This window comes from Kibdelosporangium banguiense (genome assembly GCF_017876405.1).
Taxonomy (GTDB): Bacteria; Actinomycetota; Actinomycetes; order Mycobacteriales; family Pseudonocardiaceae; genus Kibdelosporangium; species Kibdelosporangium banguiense.
This window is the reverse complement of record NZ_JAGINW010000001.1, coordinates 6,260,125-6,276,130: the sequence shown is the minus strand read 5'-3', so window position 1 is coordinate 6,276,130 and position 16,006 is coordinate 6,260,125. Positions and strand designations below refer to the sequence as shown.

At 66.0% G+C, this 16,006-nt stretch carries 14 protein-coding genes; 8 read left to right on the top strand and 6 right to left on the bottom strand.

The features are described from left to right. The first annotated feature begins 116 nt into the window (after positions 1 to 116). Positions 117 to 1,901, top strand: coding sequence for a substrate-binding domain-containing protein (locus JOF56_RS29520; RefSeq protein ID WP_209642743.1), 1,785 nt, complete (start codon positions 117 to 119; stop codon positions 1,899 to 1,901). 18 nt (positions 1,902 to 1,919) lie between these two features. On the opposite strand, the gene JOF56_RS29515 is transcribed toward JOF56_RS29520, so the two are convergent. Then, positions 1,920 to 2,690: an SGNH/GDSL hydrolase family protein gene (locus tag JOF56_RS29515; protein ID WP_209642742.1), complete on the bottom strand. Its 771-nt coding sequence runs from the start codon at positions 2,688 to 2,690 to the stop codon at positions 1,920 to 1,922. Positions 2,691 to 2,725: 35 nt separating this feature from the next. Between JOF56_RS29515 and JOF56_RS29510 the strand changes: the two genes are divergently transcribed. After that, complete coding sequence (locus JOF56_RS29510) at positions 2,726 to 3,526, top strand: MerR family transcriptional regulator (RefSeq protein ID WP_209642741.1); 801 nt, start codon at positions 2,726 to 2,728, stop codon at positions 3,524 to 3,526. Continuing rightward, a complete protein-coding gene (locus JOF56_RS29505) occupies positions 3,519 to 4,097 on the top strand; it encodes a GyrI-like domain-containing protein (protein ID WP_209642740.1) in 579 nt (192 codons plus the stop codon). The genes JOF56_RS29510 and JOF56_RS29505 overlap by 8 nt, the downstream gene beginning before the upstream one ends. A 156-nt stretch (positions 4,098 to 4,253) precedes the next feature. Here the strand turns inward: JOF56_RS29505 and JOF56_RS29500 are convergent, their stop codons facing one another. Further along, positions 4,254 to 4,493 (bottom strand): hypothetical protein, encoded by a 240-nt coding sequence (locus JOF56_RS29500; RefSeq protein WP_209642739.1) that lies wholly within the window; start codon positions 4,491 to 4,493, stop codon positions 4,254 to 4,256. 190 nt (positions 4,494 to 4,683) lie between these two features. Between JOF56_RS29500 and JOF56_RS29495 the strand changes: the two genes are divergently transcribed. After that, a complete protein-coding gene (locus tag JOF56_RS29495) occupies positions 4,684 to 6,183 on the top strand; it encodes a peptide deformylase (RefSeq protein ID WP_209642738.1) in 1,500 nt (499 codons plus the stop codon). Here the strand turns inward: JOF56_RS29495 and JOF56_RS29490 are convergent. Beyond that, positions 6,167 to 6,436, bottom strand: a complete 270-nt coding sequence (locus JOF56_RS29490) for a SemiSWEET transporter (protein WP_209642737.1) — start codon at positions 6,434 to 6,436, stop codon at positions 6,167 to 6,169. The genes JOF56_RS29495 and JOF56_RS29490 overlap by 17 nt on opposite strands. A gap of 43 nt (positions 6,437 to 6,479) precedes the next feature. On the opposite strand from JOF56_RS29490, the gene JOF56_RS29485 reads away from it, so the two are divergent. Further along, positions 6,480 to 7,658, top strand: a complete 1,179-nt coding sequence (locus JOF56_RS29485) for an ROK family protein (RefSeq protein ID WP_209642736.1) — start codon at positions 6,480 to 6,482, stop codon at positions 7,656 to 7,658. Here JOF56_RS29485 and JOF56_RS29480 read toward each other — a convergent pair. After that, positions 7,598 to 8,653 carry an FAD-dependent oxidoreductase gene (locus JOF56_RS29480; protein ID WP_209642735.1) on the bottom strand — a complete coding sequence of 352 codons (1,056 nt, stop codon included), beginning with the start codon at positions 8,651 to 8,653 and terminating at the stop codon, positions 7,598 to 7,600. The genes JOF56_RS29485 and JOF56_RS29480 overlap by 61 nt on opposite strands. A gap of 19 nt (positions 8,654 to 8,672) precedes the next feature. On the opposite strand from JOF56_RS29480, the gene JOF56_RS29475 reads away from it, so the two are divergent. The 3 genes from JOF56_RS29475 (at position 8,673) to JOF56_RS29465 (ending at position 13,049) form a co-directional block, all read left to right on the top strand. Beyond that, positions 8,673 to 9,164, top strand: a complete 492-nt coding sequence (locus JOF56_RS29475) for an HAD domain-containing protein (protein ID WP_209642734.1) — start codon at positions 8,673 to 8,675, stop codon at positions 9,162 to 9,164. Between the two features lie 191 nt (positions 9,165 to 9,355). Then, positions 9,356 to 11,773, top strand: a complete 2,418-nt coding sequence (locus tag JOF56_RS29470; protein ID WP_209642733.1) for a vWA domain-containing protein — start codon at positions 9,356 to 9,358, stop codon at positions 11,771 to 11,773. Further along, a complete protein-coding gene (locus JOF56_RS29465; protein ID WP_209642732.1) occupies positions 11,766 to 13,049 on the top strand; it encodes an ABC transporter substrate-binding protein in 1,284 nt (427 codons plus the stop codon). The genes JOF56_RS29470 and JOF56_RS29465 overlap by 8 nt, the downstream gene beginning before the upstream one ends. Before the next feature lies 1 nt (position 13,050). On the opposite strand, the gene JOF56_RS29460 is transcribed toward JOF56_RS29465, so the two are convergent. Both JOF56_RS29460 and JOF56_RS29455 read right to left on the bottom strand, forming a co-directional pair. Beyond that, positions 13,051 to 14,481, bottom strand: a complete 1,431-nt coding sequence (locus tag JOF56_RS29460) for a family 43 glycosylhydrolase (RefSeq protein ID WP_209642731.1) — start codon at positions 14,479 to 14,481, stop codon at positions 13,051 to 13,053. 11 nt (positions 14,482 to 14,492) lie between these two features. Next, the gene (locus JOF56_RS29455) at positions 14,493 to 15,824 is read right to left on the bottom strand and encodes a glycoside hydrolase family 43 protein (protein WP_209642730.1); all 1,332 of its coding nucleotides are present in this window, start codon (positions 15,822 to 15,824) and stop codon (positions 14,493 to 14,495) included. Positions 15,825 to 16,006: the final 182 nt, after the last annotated feature.

Sequence of the window (16,006 nt, the reverse complement as noted above, 5' to 3'; positions counted from 1 at the left end):
TTGACCGCCAGCCTTCGGCTGTTAGCGTTAATTTCGCTTGACTAAGGCCGGATGCATCGGATGCCGACTACGGACGGTGCCGATACGGACAGCGAAATTGGCGAAGGCGGAGGGCGATGGGTCGGCACCGCGCGCTGGCGAGTGTCCGGCGAGGCGTTGCCAAATGGCCGTTCGCGGTGGTGGGGGTCGTCGCACTGATCGGGCTCGGCTGGGCCGGGTGGGCCTGGATCGATCACGTCCTGGACCAGCGGGCCGCCGCGCAGAGTCACGCGTGCCCGCAAGGCGACGCCGTCCTGCACGTCGCGGTGGCACCGAGCGCCGCGGGTGCGGTCGATCAGGCCGCGAAAACCTGGAACCAGCAGAAAGCCGTCGTGTACGACCGCTGCGTCCGGGTCGAGGTCACCGCGCTGGACTCCCCCCGCGTGTTCGCCGGTCTGTCCGGCGACTGGGACCAATCCGCGCTGGGCGTCCGTCCGGAGGCCTGGCTGCCGGAGTCGACCTTCTGGGTGAACCGGCTCGCCGCGGCCGACAACGCACTCGTCGTCACCGCCGCGGAGTCGGTCGCGACGAGCCCGGTCGTGCTGGCCGTGCCCTACGAAGCCATGAAGCCGCTGGTCAACGGGCAGTCCTTCCTCTTCGGCGATCTCGCCGAGCTGACCTCCGTGCCCGACGGCTGGGCCCGCTACGGCAAACCGGAGTGGGGCAGGTTCAGCGTCGCGATGCCCGACCCGGCCTCGAATGCCGCGAGCGTGCTCGCCATCCAGTGCGCGATCGCCGGGGCGAGCCCGCAACGCGCCGGGCCGGTCACCGTCGAGACGTTGACTTTGCCTGCCGTGCAACAGAATCTGGCCCAGCTCGCGGCCTCCCGGCCGGGTGCGGTGCCGGCCACCACGATCGACGCGCTGATGGAACTGGGCAAGGTCGGCAAGGTGCAGGGCGCGCCGTTCAGCGCCGTCCCGGTCACCGAGGTCGACCTGTACCGCCGCAACCTCGGTATGGACGGCAAACCCCAGGTCGGCAAGCCGTTGTACGAAGTCGCGGCGCGAGGTCCCAGCCCGGCCGCGGACTTCCCGTTCGTGGCGCTGTCCACGCCCGGCAACGACCAGACTCTCCTGCGCGCAGCCCAGAAGTTCCGGGATTTCCTCAAGCAGACCGAGCAACAGCAGGCGTTCAACCGTGCCGGACTGCGGGCCGCGGGCGGTGTGGCGTACCCGCGTGACGCGCCCGGAATCCGTTGGGACAGCGCGACAACCAGCCTGGTCCCGGCCGACGCGACCACCACCCAGCAGATCTCGGCGACCTGGACCAACGCCGCCGACGGCGGGCAGGTCGTCACCGTGCTCGTGGACGTCTCCCGCTCGATGCTGGGCAACGGCGGCGACGGCAAGAACCGGATCACCTGGGTCAAACAGGCTCTGCACGGGATGACCGACCGGATGGCCGCGGGCTCCCTGGGAATCTGGGAGTTCTCCCGGAAACTCGAGGGCGACAGACCGTACAAACGGCTGGCGCCAACGGCTCCCGTGGCCGAGCAGCGACCGGCTCTGCACGCGGGCATCGACGCGCTCACGCCTGCCAGCGCGACCCACCTCTACACCAGCCTCGAAGCGGTCTACCAGGCAGCGATCAACGCCTACGCCGAAGGCAAACGCAACCGGGTCGTGGTGATCACCGACGGACCGAACGACGGTGGCCTGACCTACGCCCAGATCCGTGACCGGCTAAGGGAACTGGGCCAGCCGCGCGGCAAACTGCCGATCAGTTTCGTGGCCATCGGCCCGGATCCCAACCGGCAGGAGATCACCGAGCTGGCCCGGTCGACCGGCGGCACGGTGTCCGCGCTGACCGAGGCGAAGGGCATCGACGGCGCGCTGGGTCAGCTGCTTTCGGCCGATGGCTGAAAGAACTCAGCGTGATGATCAGGACCTGATCGTCAGGTACGACGGCAACTTCGCGACCACCCCGGTGGAACTGGTCTCCCGGCGCACCCGCCGCTTGACCCACGGCACCAGGAACTGACGCGCCCAACGCCACTGCTCCCGCAACGACGGTTCGCCCGGGTCCGCCGCCACAATCTCGGTGACCGCCAGCCGACGGGGCGGAGAGCCGTTCAGCAGGCCCATACAGGCCTCAGCGGCCGCCCGGTGACCATCCGGGCCCGGATGCAGGCGATCGTCGCTCCAGCCGCCGATTCCGGGCGGCATCATCATCGCGAGGTCGAGGCACAGCGCGCCGTGCGTACGCGCGATGCGCCGGGTGAACGCGTTCCACAGATTCAGGCGCTTGACCAGCTCACGGCGCAGTGGTGTCGGCAGCGGGGTGCCCTGGGCGGGCGTGGGCAGGGTCGCCGTGATCACCTGGGCGCCGGTCGCGGCGAGCGATCCGACCATCCGGTCCAGGTCGGCCACGGTCTCCCGGATCCTGAGTTTGGGCCGGATCAGGTCGTTCATCCCGGTGACCACCGTGACCAGGTCCGGCTGCAACGCCACCGCGGCCGCGAGCTGCGATTCGAGGATCTGGCGGGTGGTCAGGCCGCGCACCGCGAGGTTGGCGTAGCTGAGCGGCCCCCGGCTGTCGGCGAGCAGATCGGCGAGACGGTCGGCCCAGCCACGGAACGTGCCGTCGGGCCCCGGGTCGCCGACTCCCTCGGTGAAGCTGTCGCCGAGCGCGACGAAGCGGTACTCGTTCACCCGACCAGGTTAGCCACGGATTTGACTTTGCCACTGTGGGAAGGCTGACCATGATCGCCGTGAACCTGTTGCCGATCGGTGAGTTCGCCCGGATGTGCCGGCTGAGCACCAAGCAGTTGCGCCACTACGACCAGTTCGGGCTGCTGACACCGGCCGTGGTCGACCCGGGCACGGGCTACCGGTACTACTCCCCCGCGCAGGCGCGTCAGGCGCTGGCGATCGCGTTGCTGCGCACATTGGACGTGCCGTTGCCGGAGATCGCCGAGATCATGTCCGACCAGGACAGCGTGCCGAAGACGCTGGCGGCGCACCTGGCCAGGGTCGAGGCCGAGATCGAGCACCGCAGGCGCACCGCACGTGCGCTGACGCGTCTGCTCGACGAAGGCCTGCTACGCCAGGAGGTCACACTCACGCATGAACCGTCACGGCGTCTTGTCGTGGCACGAACCACCTGTGCGCCAGCGGAAATCGGCGCGGCGACCGGGCAGTGCATCCAGTCGGTCATGTCTGTTGTCCAGTCGAACTGGAAACCACCCGTTTGGGGAATCTTCCCGCTGGACATCGACACGGACCGGCTCGCCATCGCCGCGGGTGTGGAAACCGACGCGCCCGGGGACGTCGAACTGCTGCCTGCCGGGCTCGTCGCGATGACCACGCATGTCGGGCCCTACGAAGACCTCACCCTGGCCTACCAGGGCCTGTTCGCCTGGATCTACGAGCGCGGCCACCGCCCGGCCGGACCGGCCCGGGAGGGCTACCTGGCAGGGCCGGACACCTCGGCGCCGGAGCAACTCGTCACCCGGCTCATCATCCCTTTGGAGCAATCCCATGACTGATCTCAAGAAGGACTTCAAAGAGCTGTTCTCCGGCAAGAGAGAACCCGCGATCATCGAGGTGCCTTCGTTGCCGTACCTCATGGTCGACGGCAAGGGCGCGCCCGAATCAGCGGAATACGCGGCAGCGGTGTCCGCGCTGTACGCGGTGGCGTACGGCATCCGGTTCGCGCTGAAACCGACTGTGGAGTACTCCGTGCCGCCGTTGCAGGGCCAGTGGTGGGCGCCCGATCACGATGTTTTCACCACAGGCGACCGGTCCGCCTGGTGCTGGACCATGATGATCATGCAGCCGGCGCAGGTGACCGAGGAGATCGTCACAGCGGCCATGGCGAAGGCACAACGGAAAAGGCCCATCGACGGCGTGCGCTTCGAGCGGTTCGAAGAGGGCACGTGCGCGCAGATCCTGCATCACGGCCCGTACAGCGAGGAACCGGCCACCATCGCCAGGCTGATGGAGTTCGTCTCCGCCGCCAGACGGCGGATCACCGGACGACACCACGAGATCTACCTGACACGCCCCCGGACCGACGCGCCGGAGAAGATGCGCACGCTGATCCGCTATCCCGTGTGAGAGAAGTTGTGGTCGCCGTTCCGGATGGCAGGCACGGGGGCTGTCGGGCCTGTATCCGGAACGGCACGCCTACCGGCCGACGTGTCGGGAGGGGTGCGGCATCAGCTTCTTGGACACAGGCGTCCTGCCGCGATGCGCCGTCCGGTCGACGGGTCTCTATCTGTGGTGGTTGTTGTTCGTCGTGCCCCGGTCCCACAACAGGGTTGCGACGTCAAGTTCAGGCACATCCCCGGCTGCCTGAACCGCGAAGGTGAACATCTGGGCGGCATCCGGCCCGTTGGTCCACACCACCCGGTACCTACGGATCTGTCGGTCGTAGTAAACCCGGACATAGGTCCCGGATTTGCTGGTCAGCAGGCTCGCAAGCCGCCGGGCACTGCGCGCGCGCTTGCTCATGACAAGTCCCTTGCCGCGCGACGGCACTGGATTCGTGGTCCCTGTACTCGTCGTGTTCTGCACTCGATCAGCCCCTTCTGTGCTACATCTCAAGTACGAGGACACCAGCGACCGGGCATCTCATGGAAGACTGAGAGCTACTCACGGCGCGCTCACGCGTACTCACGGTCAGCCGGGTGTGGGAGGCAGCATGGCGACCCAGGATGAGGACTCGCCTGCGCATCAAGACGTCTTCGTCGGGGAACTGCGGCGATGGCGGGAGGTGCGCGGCATGTCGCGTACAGCCGTGGCCGTTGCCATGGGGTACAGCCGTTCGTACGTCTCCAAGGTGGAGAGCGGGCACGAACGGCCGTCACGCGAGTTCGCAAAGGCAGCTGACGACGCGCTCAACGCAGGCGGTGCCCTACGCCGTGCGTGGCGTGAGCACGAGGCGCACAGACCAGTTGTCGTACGGCCAACGTACGCCGAACGGGTGCCAGAACCGTCTGCGGGCAGCCTGTTCGTCGAGCACGACGACGCCGAACTGCGTTACGACGGACGGGTGTACCGCGCGATCATGCGGCGCAGACTGGTGAACAACGGTTCCGAGCCGATCACCCGGTACATGATCCGGATCTCGGTCGACCGCTTTCCGGGTGATCCGGACCTGTCCAACCAGCTCTACCGCGACCGGCCGCTGACCTGGGAGGAACTGGATCTGCAGGCCTGGTACGGCGAGGACCGCTCGGAGACGATGCGCTGGGTGGCCCAGCACGACCGGGACGCCTTCAAGGAGGTGTGGCTGCAGTTCGCCAACGACAGCGGCCATTTCCCCTTGTACCCCGGGCAAAGCGCGTGGATCGAGTACACCTATTCGGTACAGGACGACAAGTGGGGCAACTGGTTTCAGCGCGCGGTCCGGCTGCCCACCTCGCTTCTGTCGGTCCGGCTGGACTTTCCCGACCACCTGGACCCCGCGGTATGGGGCCTGCACACCTCGATGACCGCCGAGTCAATGCCGTTTCGCACCGCGATCGACGAGCAGCGGGCCGGCAACCGGCGGATCTTCTCGTGGACGACGGAGGAACCTCCGATGCACGCCCGCTACCGGTTGGAGTGGCATTTCCGGCAACGGCCGCCCACCCGGGTCGAGCCGACCGAAAAGCCAAGCCAGGTCATGCGTTCGCTCGGTGTCGTGCAGTCCGACGACCCGATCCTGCACCGCGCGGCCAAACCCTTCCAGTTGCCCGAAGAAGCCGAAGACGCCAAACGGGTGATCGCGGAGCTGGTGTCTGCCGCCAAACGGGTGGCGCACGCGCACACCTTCGGTAAGGGAATGGGCTTGGCAGCCAACCAGATCGGGATCGACCGGGCAGCCTCGATCGTGTTCCCGCCGGGCAGCGACGACGTGATCATGTTGCTGAACCCCAGAATCATCGAGAACGGCGCCCACCACGACGAGCAGTACGAAGGCTGCCTGTCGTTCTTCGACGTGCGCGGGCTCGTCCCCCGGCCGCTTGTCCTGCACGTGGAACACCAGGACCTGAGCGGGCACCGCAAGATCACGATCTTCGAACGCGGGGTCGCCCGCCTCGTCGCGCACGAGATCGACCACCTGCACGGCACGCTCTACACCGATCGGCTGCCCCCGGGCGCCGAGGCGATCCCGATCGAGCAGTACGGCGGCAGCGGCCTCAACTGGCAGTACTGATCTTTTCCTGGCTCGCCTTGAGCACACCAAGGGTCGCCACAAGCAACAGCGTGATGCCGTTGGCGACGATGACCGGCAGGTCGTCACCGAGGATGCCGTAGGCGAGCCAGGCGCCGATGCCCACGCTCATCATCACGATCCATACCCATGACAGGTCACGCGCGCTGCGCGTTCGTATCGTCCGCCACACCTGGGGCAGAAAGCTGAACGTGGTCAGTGCGCCGGCGAGCAGGCCAAGGACAGTCAAGTGCACCCCTAGTTTGTACAGTGTCTGTACAAACGTTACAGTACGCGTCATGGGCGGCGGGACACAAGCGCCGAAGGACACTCTTGGGCAGCTGTTGCTCGCATTGCATGTGTCCGGCGGCACAGCAAGTCGCGCCGAGCTGACCGACCGGCTCGGCGTGGGCCGCAGCGTGATGGGCTACCTGCTCGGGGAACTGGCCGATCGGTCCCTGATCCGGATCGATCGCAGCGGCCGCAAGACCGACGGCGGACGTCCATCACATCAGGTGATTCTGGCCTCGGAAGCGCCGACGGTCGTGGCGGCGCAGATCCAGCCGGACACATTCACGGTCGCCAATGTGGGGCTCGGCGGCCAGATCCTGTCGCGGTCCGCACTCCCCCTGTCGGACCTGCAGCCGCTCGAGGCGCTGGACGAGCTCTGCGCGCTCATGACGTCCCACGCCCACAAAGGACACAACGTGCTCGGCTACGGGGTGGCCGTGTCCTCACCCGTTCGGAGTGCCGATGGTTACGCGGCGGCCGCCCTGCACCTGGGCTGGCCCGGTTTGCCGTTGCACTCATTGCTATCCGAGCATCTGTCGTTGCCGCTGGCGATCGGCAACGACGCCAACCTCGCCGCGATCGCCGAATACCGGCACGGCGCCGGCCGTGGCGCTTCCCAACTGCTGTACCTGACCACCGGAAACGTGGGCCTCGGCGGTGGCGTGGTCAGCCAAGGACGGCTGTTTCTCGGTGCGCACGGCTACGCCATCGAGCCCGGCCACATCACCGTGGACCCCGCGGGCGCGCAATGTCCTTGCGGCTCAACCGGTTGCCTCGAAGTCGAGGCGGATCACCGGGCCTTGCTGCGACTACTGTCGCTCGACATCCCACTGCGGTCCATCGCCGCCGAAGTGGCCTTGTTGCTGGACTCTCCCACGCCCGAGGTCATGGCGGCCGTCCAGCAGGTCAACACGCGGCTCGCGGTCGGCCTCGGCAGCCTCGCGAACATCGTGGACGCCGACCGGATCGTGCTCGGCGGAACCCTGGGGACGTTGTACTCGCTCGAACCCGACATAGTCCGCCGCAAACTCGGCGAGCGCGCCTTCCTCGCCGACCTGGCGGCCGTCCCCATCACTCCCGGCGAACTCCCTGACGCGATGTTGCTGGGTGCGGCCGAGCTCGCCTTTCAGCCGTTGCTCGACGACCCGCGAAACCTGGCCGGGTCAAGGAAATCCACCGCGCAGTAGGGATTCTCACCAGTCGCCATCTGCGCGAGCAGCTCACCGATCCCCGCGGCGTGTTTGAACCCGTGACCGCTGTCGCCACCCGCGATGATCACATTCTCGTCGATCCCGCCGAGAAGAAACTGCCCGTCCGGCGAATCCGTGACATGACACGGCACAACCTTGACCGGCTTCGGATCAAGACCCGGAAACGCTTGCGCCACAACCCCTTCGATGTCCATCGTCTCCGGGTGGACGCCGATCTTGACGGCGTATCCCTCATCGGAACCGTGGCCCCACAATCCCCCTTCGGGCCGATCCCAGATGAACGCGGGAAAGCGCGGTAGCGTGAATTCCTCTTTCGGCGCGAACCAGTTCAAGGGCGTCGGCCGATGAACCAAGGGCAGCCCTCCGACCAACCCGCTCAAACCCGCACCGGCCGCGACCACGACTTTCCCGGCGCGGAACTCGGTTCCCTGAGTACGCACAGTGGCCCCATCCACCTCAACAACCTCTTCAAGGTAAATCCGCGCCCCAAGCCGTTGCGCCGCCTTGACATGAGCCCGAACATTCCGCTCCGGATAACAGATCCCCGCCCCCGGATCCCACACAGCCACATCATCAGGCCGAAGCCCCGCATACTGCGGCTGCCGCGCCACCAGCTGCTCATGCGTCAGCAAGTCAACCGGCACACCCGCCTTCAACGGCCCTTGGACCGTCTGGCTGTCCGGCGCCCCCACATTCAGGCACCCCGTCTGCCTGACCAGCGTCTCCCCCGTGTCCCGCCCCAGCTCAGTCCACAACTCCAACGACTTCGTCGCAACAGCCGCCAACCCCGGATGCTCCATACAGGCAACCCTGAACAACCTCGTCTCCCCATGCGACGACCCATGCTCATGCCCAACCCCATGCCGCTCGACCCCGACGACGTCAAGGCCGCGCTGAGCCAACCGCCACAACGCAGCCGACCCGAACGCCCCCAGCCCCACCACAACAACATCCGCCCGAAGAATCTCCACCTTTGGCACCATAGAGCCTGTGCGGCCCCTCCTGCTCCTCGACATCGACGGCCCCTTGAACCCCTTCGCCGCCAAAGCCGACGCGAAACCACCCGGCTACCTCGAGCACAAATTCAGACTCGCCGGCTGGAGCCGCCGCCACCCACTCAGGATGTGGCTCAACCCGGCCCACGGCCGATCTCTCCTGCAAGCCGCAGGCCCCGCCGAACTGGTCTGGGCCACCACCTGGGAACACAAGGCCAACACCATGGTCGCCCCCGCGATCGGCCTGCCCAGCCTGCCCGTGATCCAGTTCGGCGAAACCGGCCCCGCCTGGAAATTCCCCGCCGTCGCCACCTACGCCCAGCACCGCCCCCTCATCTGGCTCGACGACGACTTCGCCATGTACCCAAGCGCCCGCGACGAATTCCTGGCCACCCGCGCCGGCCTGCCGACAAGCCTGATCCCGATCAACCCCCGCACCGGCCTCACCGACGCCGATTTCACCGAAATCCGCAAACACCTCACCTGATCCGGTCCTGGGGACACAGCACGCGATGTGACGGCCTGGTCGATTGAACGTCTTCACGGACTGACCATGCACATGAATTGTCCATTCCGCGATCGCGATTCGCTCATCCGGCGGGGCTTGCTCGTCATAGACTCATGCATCCCAATGTGCGCACGTGGGTGTTGTGTCCGCGCTGACAGAAGCGAGCGGCGATGTACCACACGATCATCGCAGTGGACGTAGAGGGGTTTGGCGGCCGGGACCTCTGGCATCAGGGTGTGGTGCGTACGGGTTTGTACGCGTCGGTGCAAGCTGCGTTCGCACAGTGCGGAATGCGATGGGAACGGTGTTACAACGAGGACAGAGGCGACGGTGTGCTGATCCTCGTTCCGCCAGAAGTGCCCAACAGCCGGCTTGTGGAGTGCCTGCCCAACGAACTGGCGGCACGTCTGCGCGAACACAATGCAGGGGCTGACGTTGGCGCGCGTATTCGGCTGCGCATCGTGGTGCACGTCGGCGAAGTAGAGCACGACAAACACGGGGTCTCCGCCCCGGCAGTGGTTTTCGCCTTCCGGCTGCTCAACTCCGCTGTCCTGAAGAAGGCTCTGGCCGGCTCCCACGGTGTCCTCGCGTTGATCACGTCGACGGAGTTCTTTGAGAACGTCGTCGTGAACTACCCGGCGGCCAACCCTGATATCTACTGGAAGGCCCGGATTTCCGAGAAGGAGACGACCACAGACGCCTGGGTCTGCCTGCCGGACAACCATGTTGTGCCTGGCGCCGGGGTACGCGAGACGGTACGCGACCGTAGTGACGGCGCCCGCCATGACAAGAGGCGAGTGCGCGTCGGCCGGTCGTCACGTCTTGTGTTGTTCATGGTGTTGTTGCTGGTCGGTGTAGTGGGGGGCAACGTGCTCGCGGCCGCTCCGCCGGATTACGACTGTCACGAGCCGGTGCAGCTCAACCTCAGTGTGTCGGCGGAGAAAGCACCGGTCATCCAGAAGTTGGTGCCCCTGTTCGAAAGGCGGTCCTGGCTGCAGGACGACGTGCATCGATGCAAAGAGGTGAGCGTCCATGTCACCGTGGTGACATCGGCCGATCTGCTGATCGCGGCGATCGGCCGTGGTTGGTCGGGACGCGACGACATACGGGACATGGGTCCTGAACCGCACGTGTTGTTGCCGGATTCGCGGTGGGAGTTCGAGGCTGCCCGAATGGCGTTGGGGCGCAACCAGCGTACGGATGTCACGCTGGACAACTGGGGGTCGATCGCAAGCTCACCGCTGGTGCTGGCCACGTCGAAACCGCGTGAAGCGACAGTGTCCGCGGCCGCACAGCCACACAGCTGGCAGCAGTTGCTCGGGGCCGCGAGACTCTCGCCTTCTGATCAGGCAGGCGCCGGTTTCCGTCGGCCGAGTCCGGTTTCCTCTGGTACGGGACTGCTCGCGACGATCGCTCTCTATTCGGCGGCGTTCGGCCGGGAGCTGACGGCGCCGGCACTTACGGCCACGGGCACACCCCCGGTACTTTACGGCGTCGAACGGTCGATTGCCGCCAGTGACGCGGAGAGCCAGACGATGTTGTGTTCGTTGCGGCACCGCATGGACAATCCGAGTGCTGCGCCGGTCGACACGGCCGTGCTGGTCTCAGAGAAGGCCGCATCGGACTTCAACATGGGCAGTCCGCTCGGCACGACCTGCCCGCCGGGACAGCGACCGGCCGGTTCCCAGTTGACATTGTCCTATCCCACGGAGGGCACGCCCTACCTCGACCATCCGTTCGTTGTGATCAACTGGAACAACCGGCCGGTGAACGAGCGGCGGCAGATTGTCGTCCGGCAGTTCTTCGACTTCCTGGTCGGGCCCAGAGCGCAGGACGAGCTGCGCCGCGCCCGGTTCCGCGATCGCAATGGCGACATCGCACCGTTCGACGGTGCGCCGCCAGGCCGGCCGACGGAACTGCCGCTGGGCGTCGTGGATGTCAATGCGGTGATCGAGGCGTTCCACGACGCCAGGAGATCAGCCAGGGCGCTGTTGCTGGTCGATGTGTCCACGGCCATGTCCGAGCCCTTCCCCGATGTCGGTGGCACGCGGCTCACCGCGGCGGCGGATGCGGCCAGCCGGGCCTTGCGCTCGATCGGTGACAAGGACGACGTCGGGCTATGGGCTTTCGGTGGTCACGTGGCTGGTGTAGCCGACTACCAGGAGGTGGTACCCATGGGCGGTTCGGCCGACAACCTCAACGGGACAAGCCGGGGGGAAACAGTCCGGGCACGCATTCGTCAACTGCGAGGCGAATCCCGGCCCGCTCGCTTATACCCCGTGCTGCGCGAGTCAGTGGCCAGCATCCACGGAGGCTCACAAAGCGACACCCGGGACGCCGTCGTTGTCATCGCCGACGGGACCGGCAATGAGCAAGGGATCACCGAACTGGTCGACTTTCTTCTTCATTCCGGCCGGCCGGTACCGGTTTTCATGATCGCGTTCGGCACGCCGGTCTGCTCCTCGGTCCAGTGGCAGGAAATAGTCCGGGCCACTGGTGGCGCGTGCCACGAGGTCGGTGGCGTCGCCGACATCGGTACCACCCTCGATGCAGTCGCGGCGGGACTGTGGGGTGGGAACGGTGGCTGACCTCCAGCGCCGGTGGTGGGCAGGCCTCGGTGCGGCGATCCTGCTCGTCCTGGCCGGCTGTGCGCCCCCGCCGCCCGACCCGTTCGACAACAGAGGACCGATCATCTTCGTCGATGGGCACGACACCAGCTTCGGCAAGCAGATCGAGCAACTGGTCAACGAGTGGAACAGGCGGCACGACTACTCCGAGAAGGTGACCTTCATCGAGATGCCGGACGCGACCGATGCCCACCGCGCTCAGTTGCGGGCACATGCACAGGACCTGGCGCCAGGAGACCAATCTGAATATCCGTCGCAGTGCTACGACGTGGTCACCATGGACATCATCTGGACGGCCGAATTCGCCAAAGCCGGCTACCTGGTGCCACTCGACCGCGATGAGTTCCAGGTGGACAAGTTCCTCAAACGCCCGGTCGAAGCCGTGACACTGGACGGCAGGCTGTGGGCGATTCCGATGCGGACCGATGCCGGCCTGCTCTACTACCGCAAGGACTTGCTCGACGCCGAACACACCGAGCCACCAAGGACCTGGGAACAGCTCATCCGGCAGGCCCGCACGATCGCCCCGAAGTACGGCAAGGACGGGTACGTCGGCCAGTTCAACCGGTACGAAGGTTTCACCGTCAACGCGATGGAAGCCATCTGGGCCAAGGGTGGCGACGTGCTGAGCCCGCAAGGCGCGGTGATCATCCAGTCCCCGCAGGCCAAAGCGGGCATCAAGATGCTCGCCTCCGGATTCGAGGACGGGTGGATTCCACGCGCCGCGCTGACGTTCACCGAAGAGCGCAGCCGGGAGGCGTTTCAGACCGGCTCCACCTTGTTCCTGCGCAACTGGCCTTATGTCTATCAGCGCCTCTCCGACCCGAAATCGCCGGTATCCGACAAGTTCGGCGTGACCACCCTCCCCGGCCCGAGCGCGCTGGGCGGGTGGAACCTCGGTGTCTCCAACTGCTCGACACACCGGCAGACAGCGCGCAATTTCATCAAGTTCGTCACCGACGAAACGAACCAGCGAAACCTGTTCAGGACCGCCGGGTTCGCGCCCGCCGTGGCGGCGCTGTACGAGGATCCCGAGCTTCGGAAACAGTTTCCCTATCTCGACGTGCTCCGGCGAAGTGTGGAGAATTCGCGGAATCGCCCTGCCACGCCGTACTACGGCGACGTCAGTGCCGCGATTCACGAGTATCTGGCCAACGCCCTGACCAACCCGGTGTCCACCGATGCCATGATCGACAGCCTCGTGGAGCAGTTGACCGCCGTCACACAAGGACGCTAGTTCACTCCAGTACGAATGTTGCGTCTGCTCGTCCCGCCGCGTCGGTCACGGCCTGTACGTAAAGCAATCCGTTGCTGTGCCGGATGTAGTAGCCGGAGTTGTTGAGCGATTCGAATGACACGGCTGAGCTGCTGGCGAGGCCGGGCCGTTGGGTGAACGACGCGTCGTTGCGGAACTGGGTGCTGCCGTCGTTGCGCTCGACCCACAGCTCGAAGTTACGGTGCCGCAGGTAGTAACCCGGGAAGTTGGTTGACTCCAACGAAACTGTGCCTGAGCCGGTAAGGCCGGTCACCGGCTTGAACTGGGAGTCGGCCAGCGGGGTTACGTTGGGTTCCAGTTTCGCCCGGAAGTCCCAGTGCCGCACGAAACGGTCGGTGGCGTTGTACGACTTGAGGCGGGCTGGGGTTGGGCCGTCTGGCACTGGGATGCCGAAGTCCGGGGTGCCGTCGGCTTTGTAGTAGACCTTTTGCACGCGGGTACGGCGGTTCGGGTCGTTGAGTGGGTCGCCGGAGATGTCGCGGTAGTTGCGGTCGTGGTAGACCATGATGTCGCTTTGGCCGTCCTCGGAGACTGTGAACGAGTTGTGGCCGGGGCCGTACTGGCTGGTCGCGGCGTTGCTCACGAAGACAGGGTTGGCGCTTTTCGTCCACGATGCCGCGTTGAGCAGGTCCGCCGATGCAGGCGCGGTCAGCATGCCCAGGCAGTAGTTCGCGTCGGTGGCGCTGGCGGAGTAGGTGAGGAAAACCTTGCCGTTGCGTTGCAGGACCGTCGGGCCTTCGGCCACTTTGTACCCACGGGTCTCCCAAGCCAGGGTGGGCACGGTCAACCGGGTTGTCTGGCCGGTGATCGTCCATGGATTCGCACCCATGCGTGCTATGTAGAGGTTGGAGTTCGTGGAGATACCCGGTTCCTGCTGCGCCCAGATCAGGTATCGCACGCCGTTGTTGACGAATGTCGAGGCGTCGAGCGAGAAAGTGTCCCAAGGGGTGGTGATTCGCCCGCGTTCGGTCCATGTCCCGGTCAGCGGATTGGCGCTGGAGCTTTCCAGTACGTACATCCGGATGCGCCAGATGTCGTCCGCGCGGCCGGCGGCGAAGTAGACGTACCACTTGCCGTTGACGAAGTGGATCTCCGGCGCCCAGATGTGGGCGCCCATCTCGCCGCTGGAGTGCTTGCGCCAGATCACTGTCTCCGGTGCCGTGGACAGGCCCTGGATTGTGGTCGCGCGGCGCAGGACGATCCGGTCGTACTCCGGGACAGTGGCGGTGAAGTAGTAGTAGCCGTCGGTGTGTTTGACGATGTGCGGGTCGGCACGCCGCTCCGCGATCGGGTTCGTGTACCGCACCGCGGGTGAGGCGGCCGCCTGCGTCACGGGCAGACCCGCGACGAAGGCGATGACAGCCAGCACCAGTACGGCCAGCCGATTCTTCATCGACTTTCCTTTCAGGCCAACGGTGTGGACACGGTGAACGACGCGTCCTGGGCGAAAGCCGTGTCGGACGTGCGCCAGTCGACGCGTACCTCGTAGTTGTAGTGACGCAGGTAGCGGCCAGGGTGCGCGTAGGACTCGAACGACGTTGTGCCGCCGCCCGCGAGACCGGCACGCCCGCAGAACGTGGCGTCGCGGGCGAACACCGTGTCGCCGGTGTTGGTGTCCAGCCGGACGCGGAATGCGTAGTGCCGCAGGTACCTGTCAGGGAAGTTCACCGACCGGAACGAGTAACAGTTGCCGTTCGCCAGACCGGGCACGATGGTGAACGTCGCGTCCTGGCGAGCCGCGGCGCTGCTGGACGAGCTCACCGGCTCGACATAGGCCAGGTTGTCACGGTGCCGGACGTACCGGTCGGGGAGGTTGGCCGAACGCAGGGAGCGGTTACCCGTTGGCACAGCTGTGTTGTCGCCGGAGTCCTCGCGTAGAACCGTGAAATGCCTGGCGGTTCCGGACAGGCCGGGCAGCTCCACCTTGGCGCCGAAGGAGTTCAGGTTCGCACTGTCGGTGTAGAAGTACCGTCGCTGGCCATACTGGTCGAAGTAGATCCGCCAGCGGCCATCGGGCAGCCGCACGACTGCGGGGCCTTCCAGACCTGAGCCCCAGCCTGCCCAGTTGCCCGTCCCGGCGAATGTCCACGGGCCGCTCAGCGATGTGGCGGTGGCGTGCTCGATGTACTTCGTGGTCTCGTTCTTGAGGAAGTTGTGGTACGTGGTCCCGGACTTGACCACGAAGCTGTCGATGTAGTTGGCCGGGATGCCGAGCGCGACCGGACTGGTCCACGCCGACAGGTCCGAGTTCGTCGCGGTGATCCGGTACGGCCGGAACTGCCCCGCGGTGCCCGTCGTGGACGCCGAGAAGATCACGTGCACGCTGCCGTCGGTGTCCTTGAACCACTCCGGCGCCCAAGTGCTGCCAGTGGCGCCGTTGAGGCCGACCCGGACGTTGCGCAGGAACGTCCAGCTCACGTAGTCGGCGCTGCGCGCGAAGCCGATCGTGTCGCCCGTCCAGTTCGTGGTGTAGACGATGTAGTAGTAGCCGTCGGTATGCCTGACGACACTGGGGTCCCGGATCAGGCCCGACGGCGGCGTATAGGCGTTCGCCCTGACCTGCGTGAAGTTCGTCGCGTTCGCCGAGTCGTAGACATACATGTTCGACTCGCTGCTGTTGGTGAACGCGGTCATCAGGTAGTGCGGCGCGGGGCCGGCAGCCAGAGCCACCGAGGGGACGGCGACAGCACCTGACAAGGCGGCGAGTGCCGCGCACGCGGCAACCAGCTTGCGCATGGACCGGCTCCTTGCAACGTTGATAGGCACCGGAAAGTGAGCGCTAACACTATGCGGGACGTTCCGGCTCTCTGGCAATAACGTTGTCGCCTACTGCAATCCAGCAGGCGTATCGCAGTCGCGCACAACGATGGTTGTTAGCGATAACAAGGACTGTCCCAGCCTCCGACGGCTGTAGCTGG

Coding starts and splice junctions, on each gene's coding strand:
- JOF56_RS29520 (WP_209642743.1), top strand. CDS start 117: ATGGGTCGGCACCGCGCGCTGGCGAGTGTCCGGCGAGGCGTTGCCAAA.
- JOF56_RS29505 (WP_209642740.1), top strand. CDS start 3,519: ATGACTGATCTCAAGAAGGACTTCAAAGAGCTGTTCTCCGGCAAGAGA.
- JOF56_RS29500 (WP_209642739.1), bottom strand. CDS start 4,493: ATGAGCAAGCGCGCGCGCAGTGCCCGGCGGCTTGCGAGCCTGCTGACC.
- JOF56_RS29495 (WP_209642738.1), top strand. CDS start 4,684: ATGGCGACCCAGGATGAGGACTCGCCTGCGCATCAAGACGTCTTCGTC.
- JOF56_RS29485 (WP_209642736.1), top strand. CDS start 6,480: ATGGGCGGCGGGACACAAGCGCCGAAGGACACTCTTGGGCAGCTGTTG.
- JOF56_RS29470 (WP_209642733.1), top strand. CDS start 9,356: ATGTACCACACGATCATCGCAGTGGACGTAGAGGGGTTTGGCGGCCGG.
- JOF56_RS29460 (WP_209642731.1), bottom strand. CDS start 14,481: ATGAAGAATCGGCTGGCCGTACTGGTGCTGGCTGTCATCGCCTTCGTC.
- JOF56_RS29455 (WP_209642730.1), bottom strand. CDS start 15,824: ATGCGCAAGCTGGTTGCCGCGTGCGCGGCACTCGCCGCCTTGTCAGGT.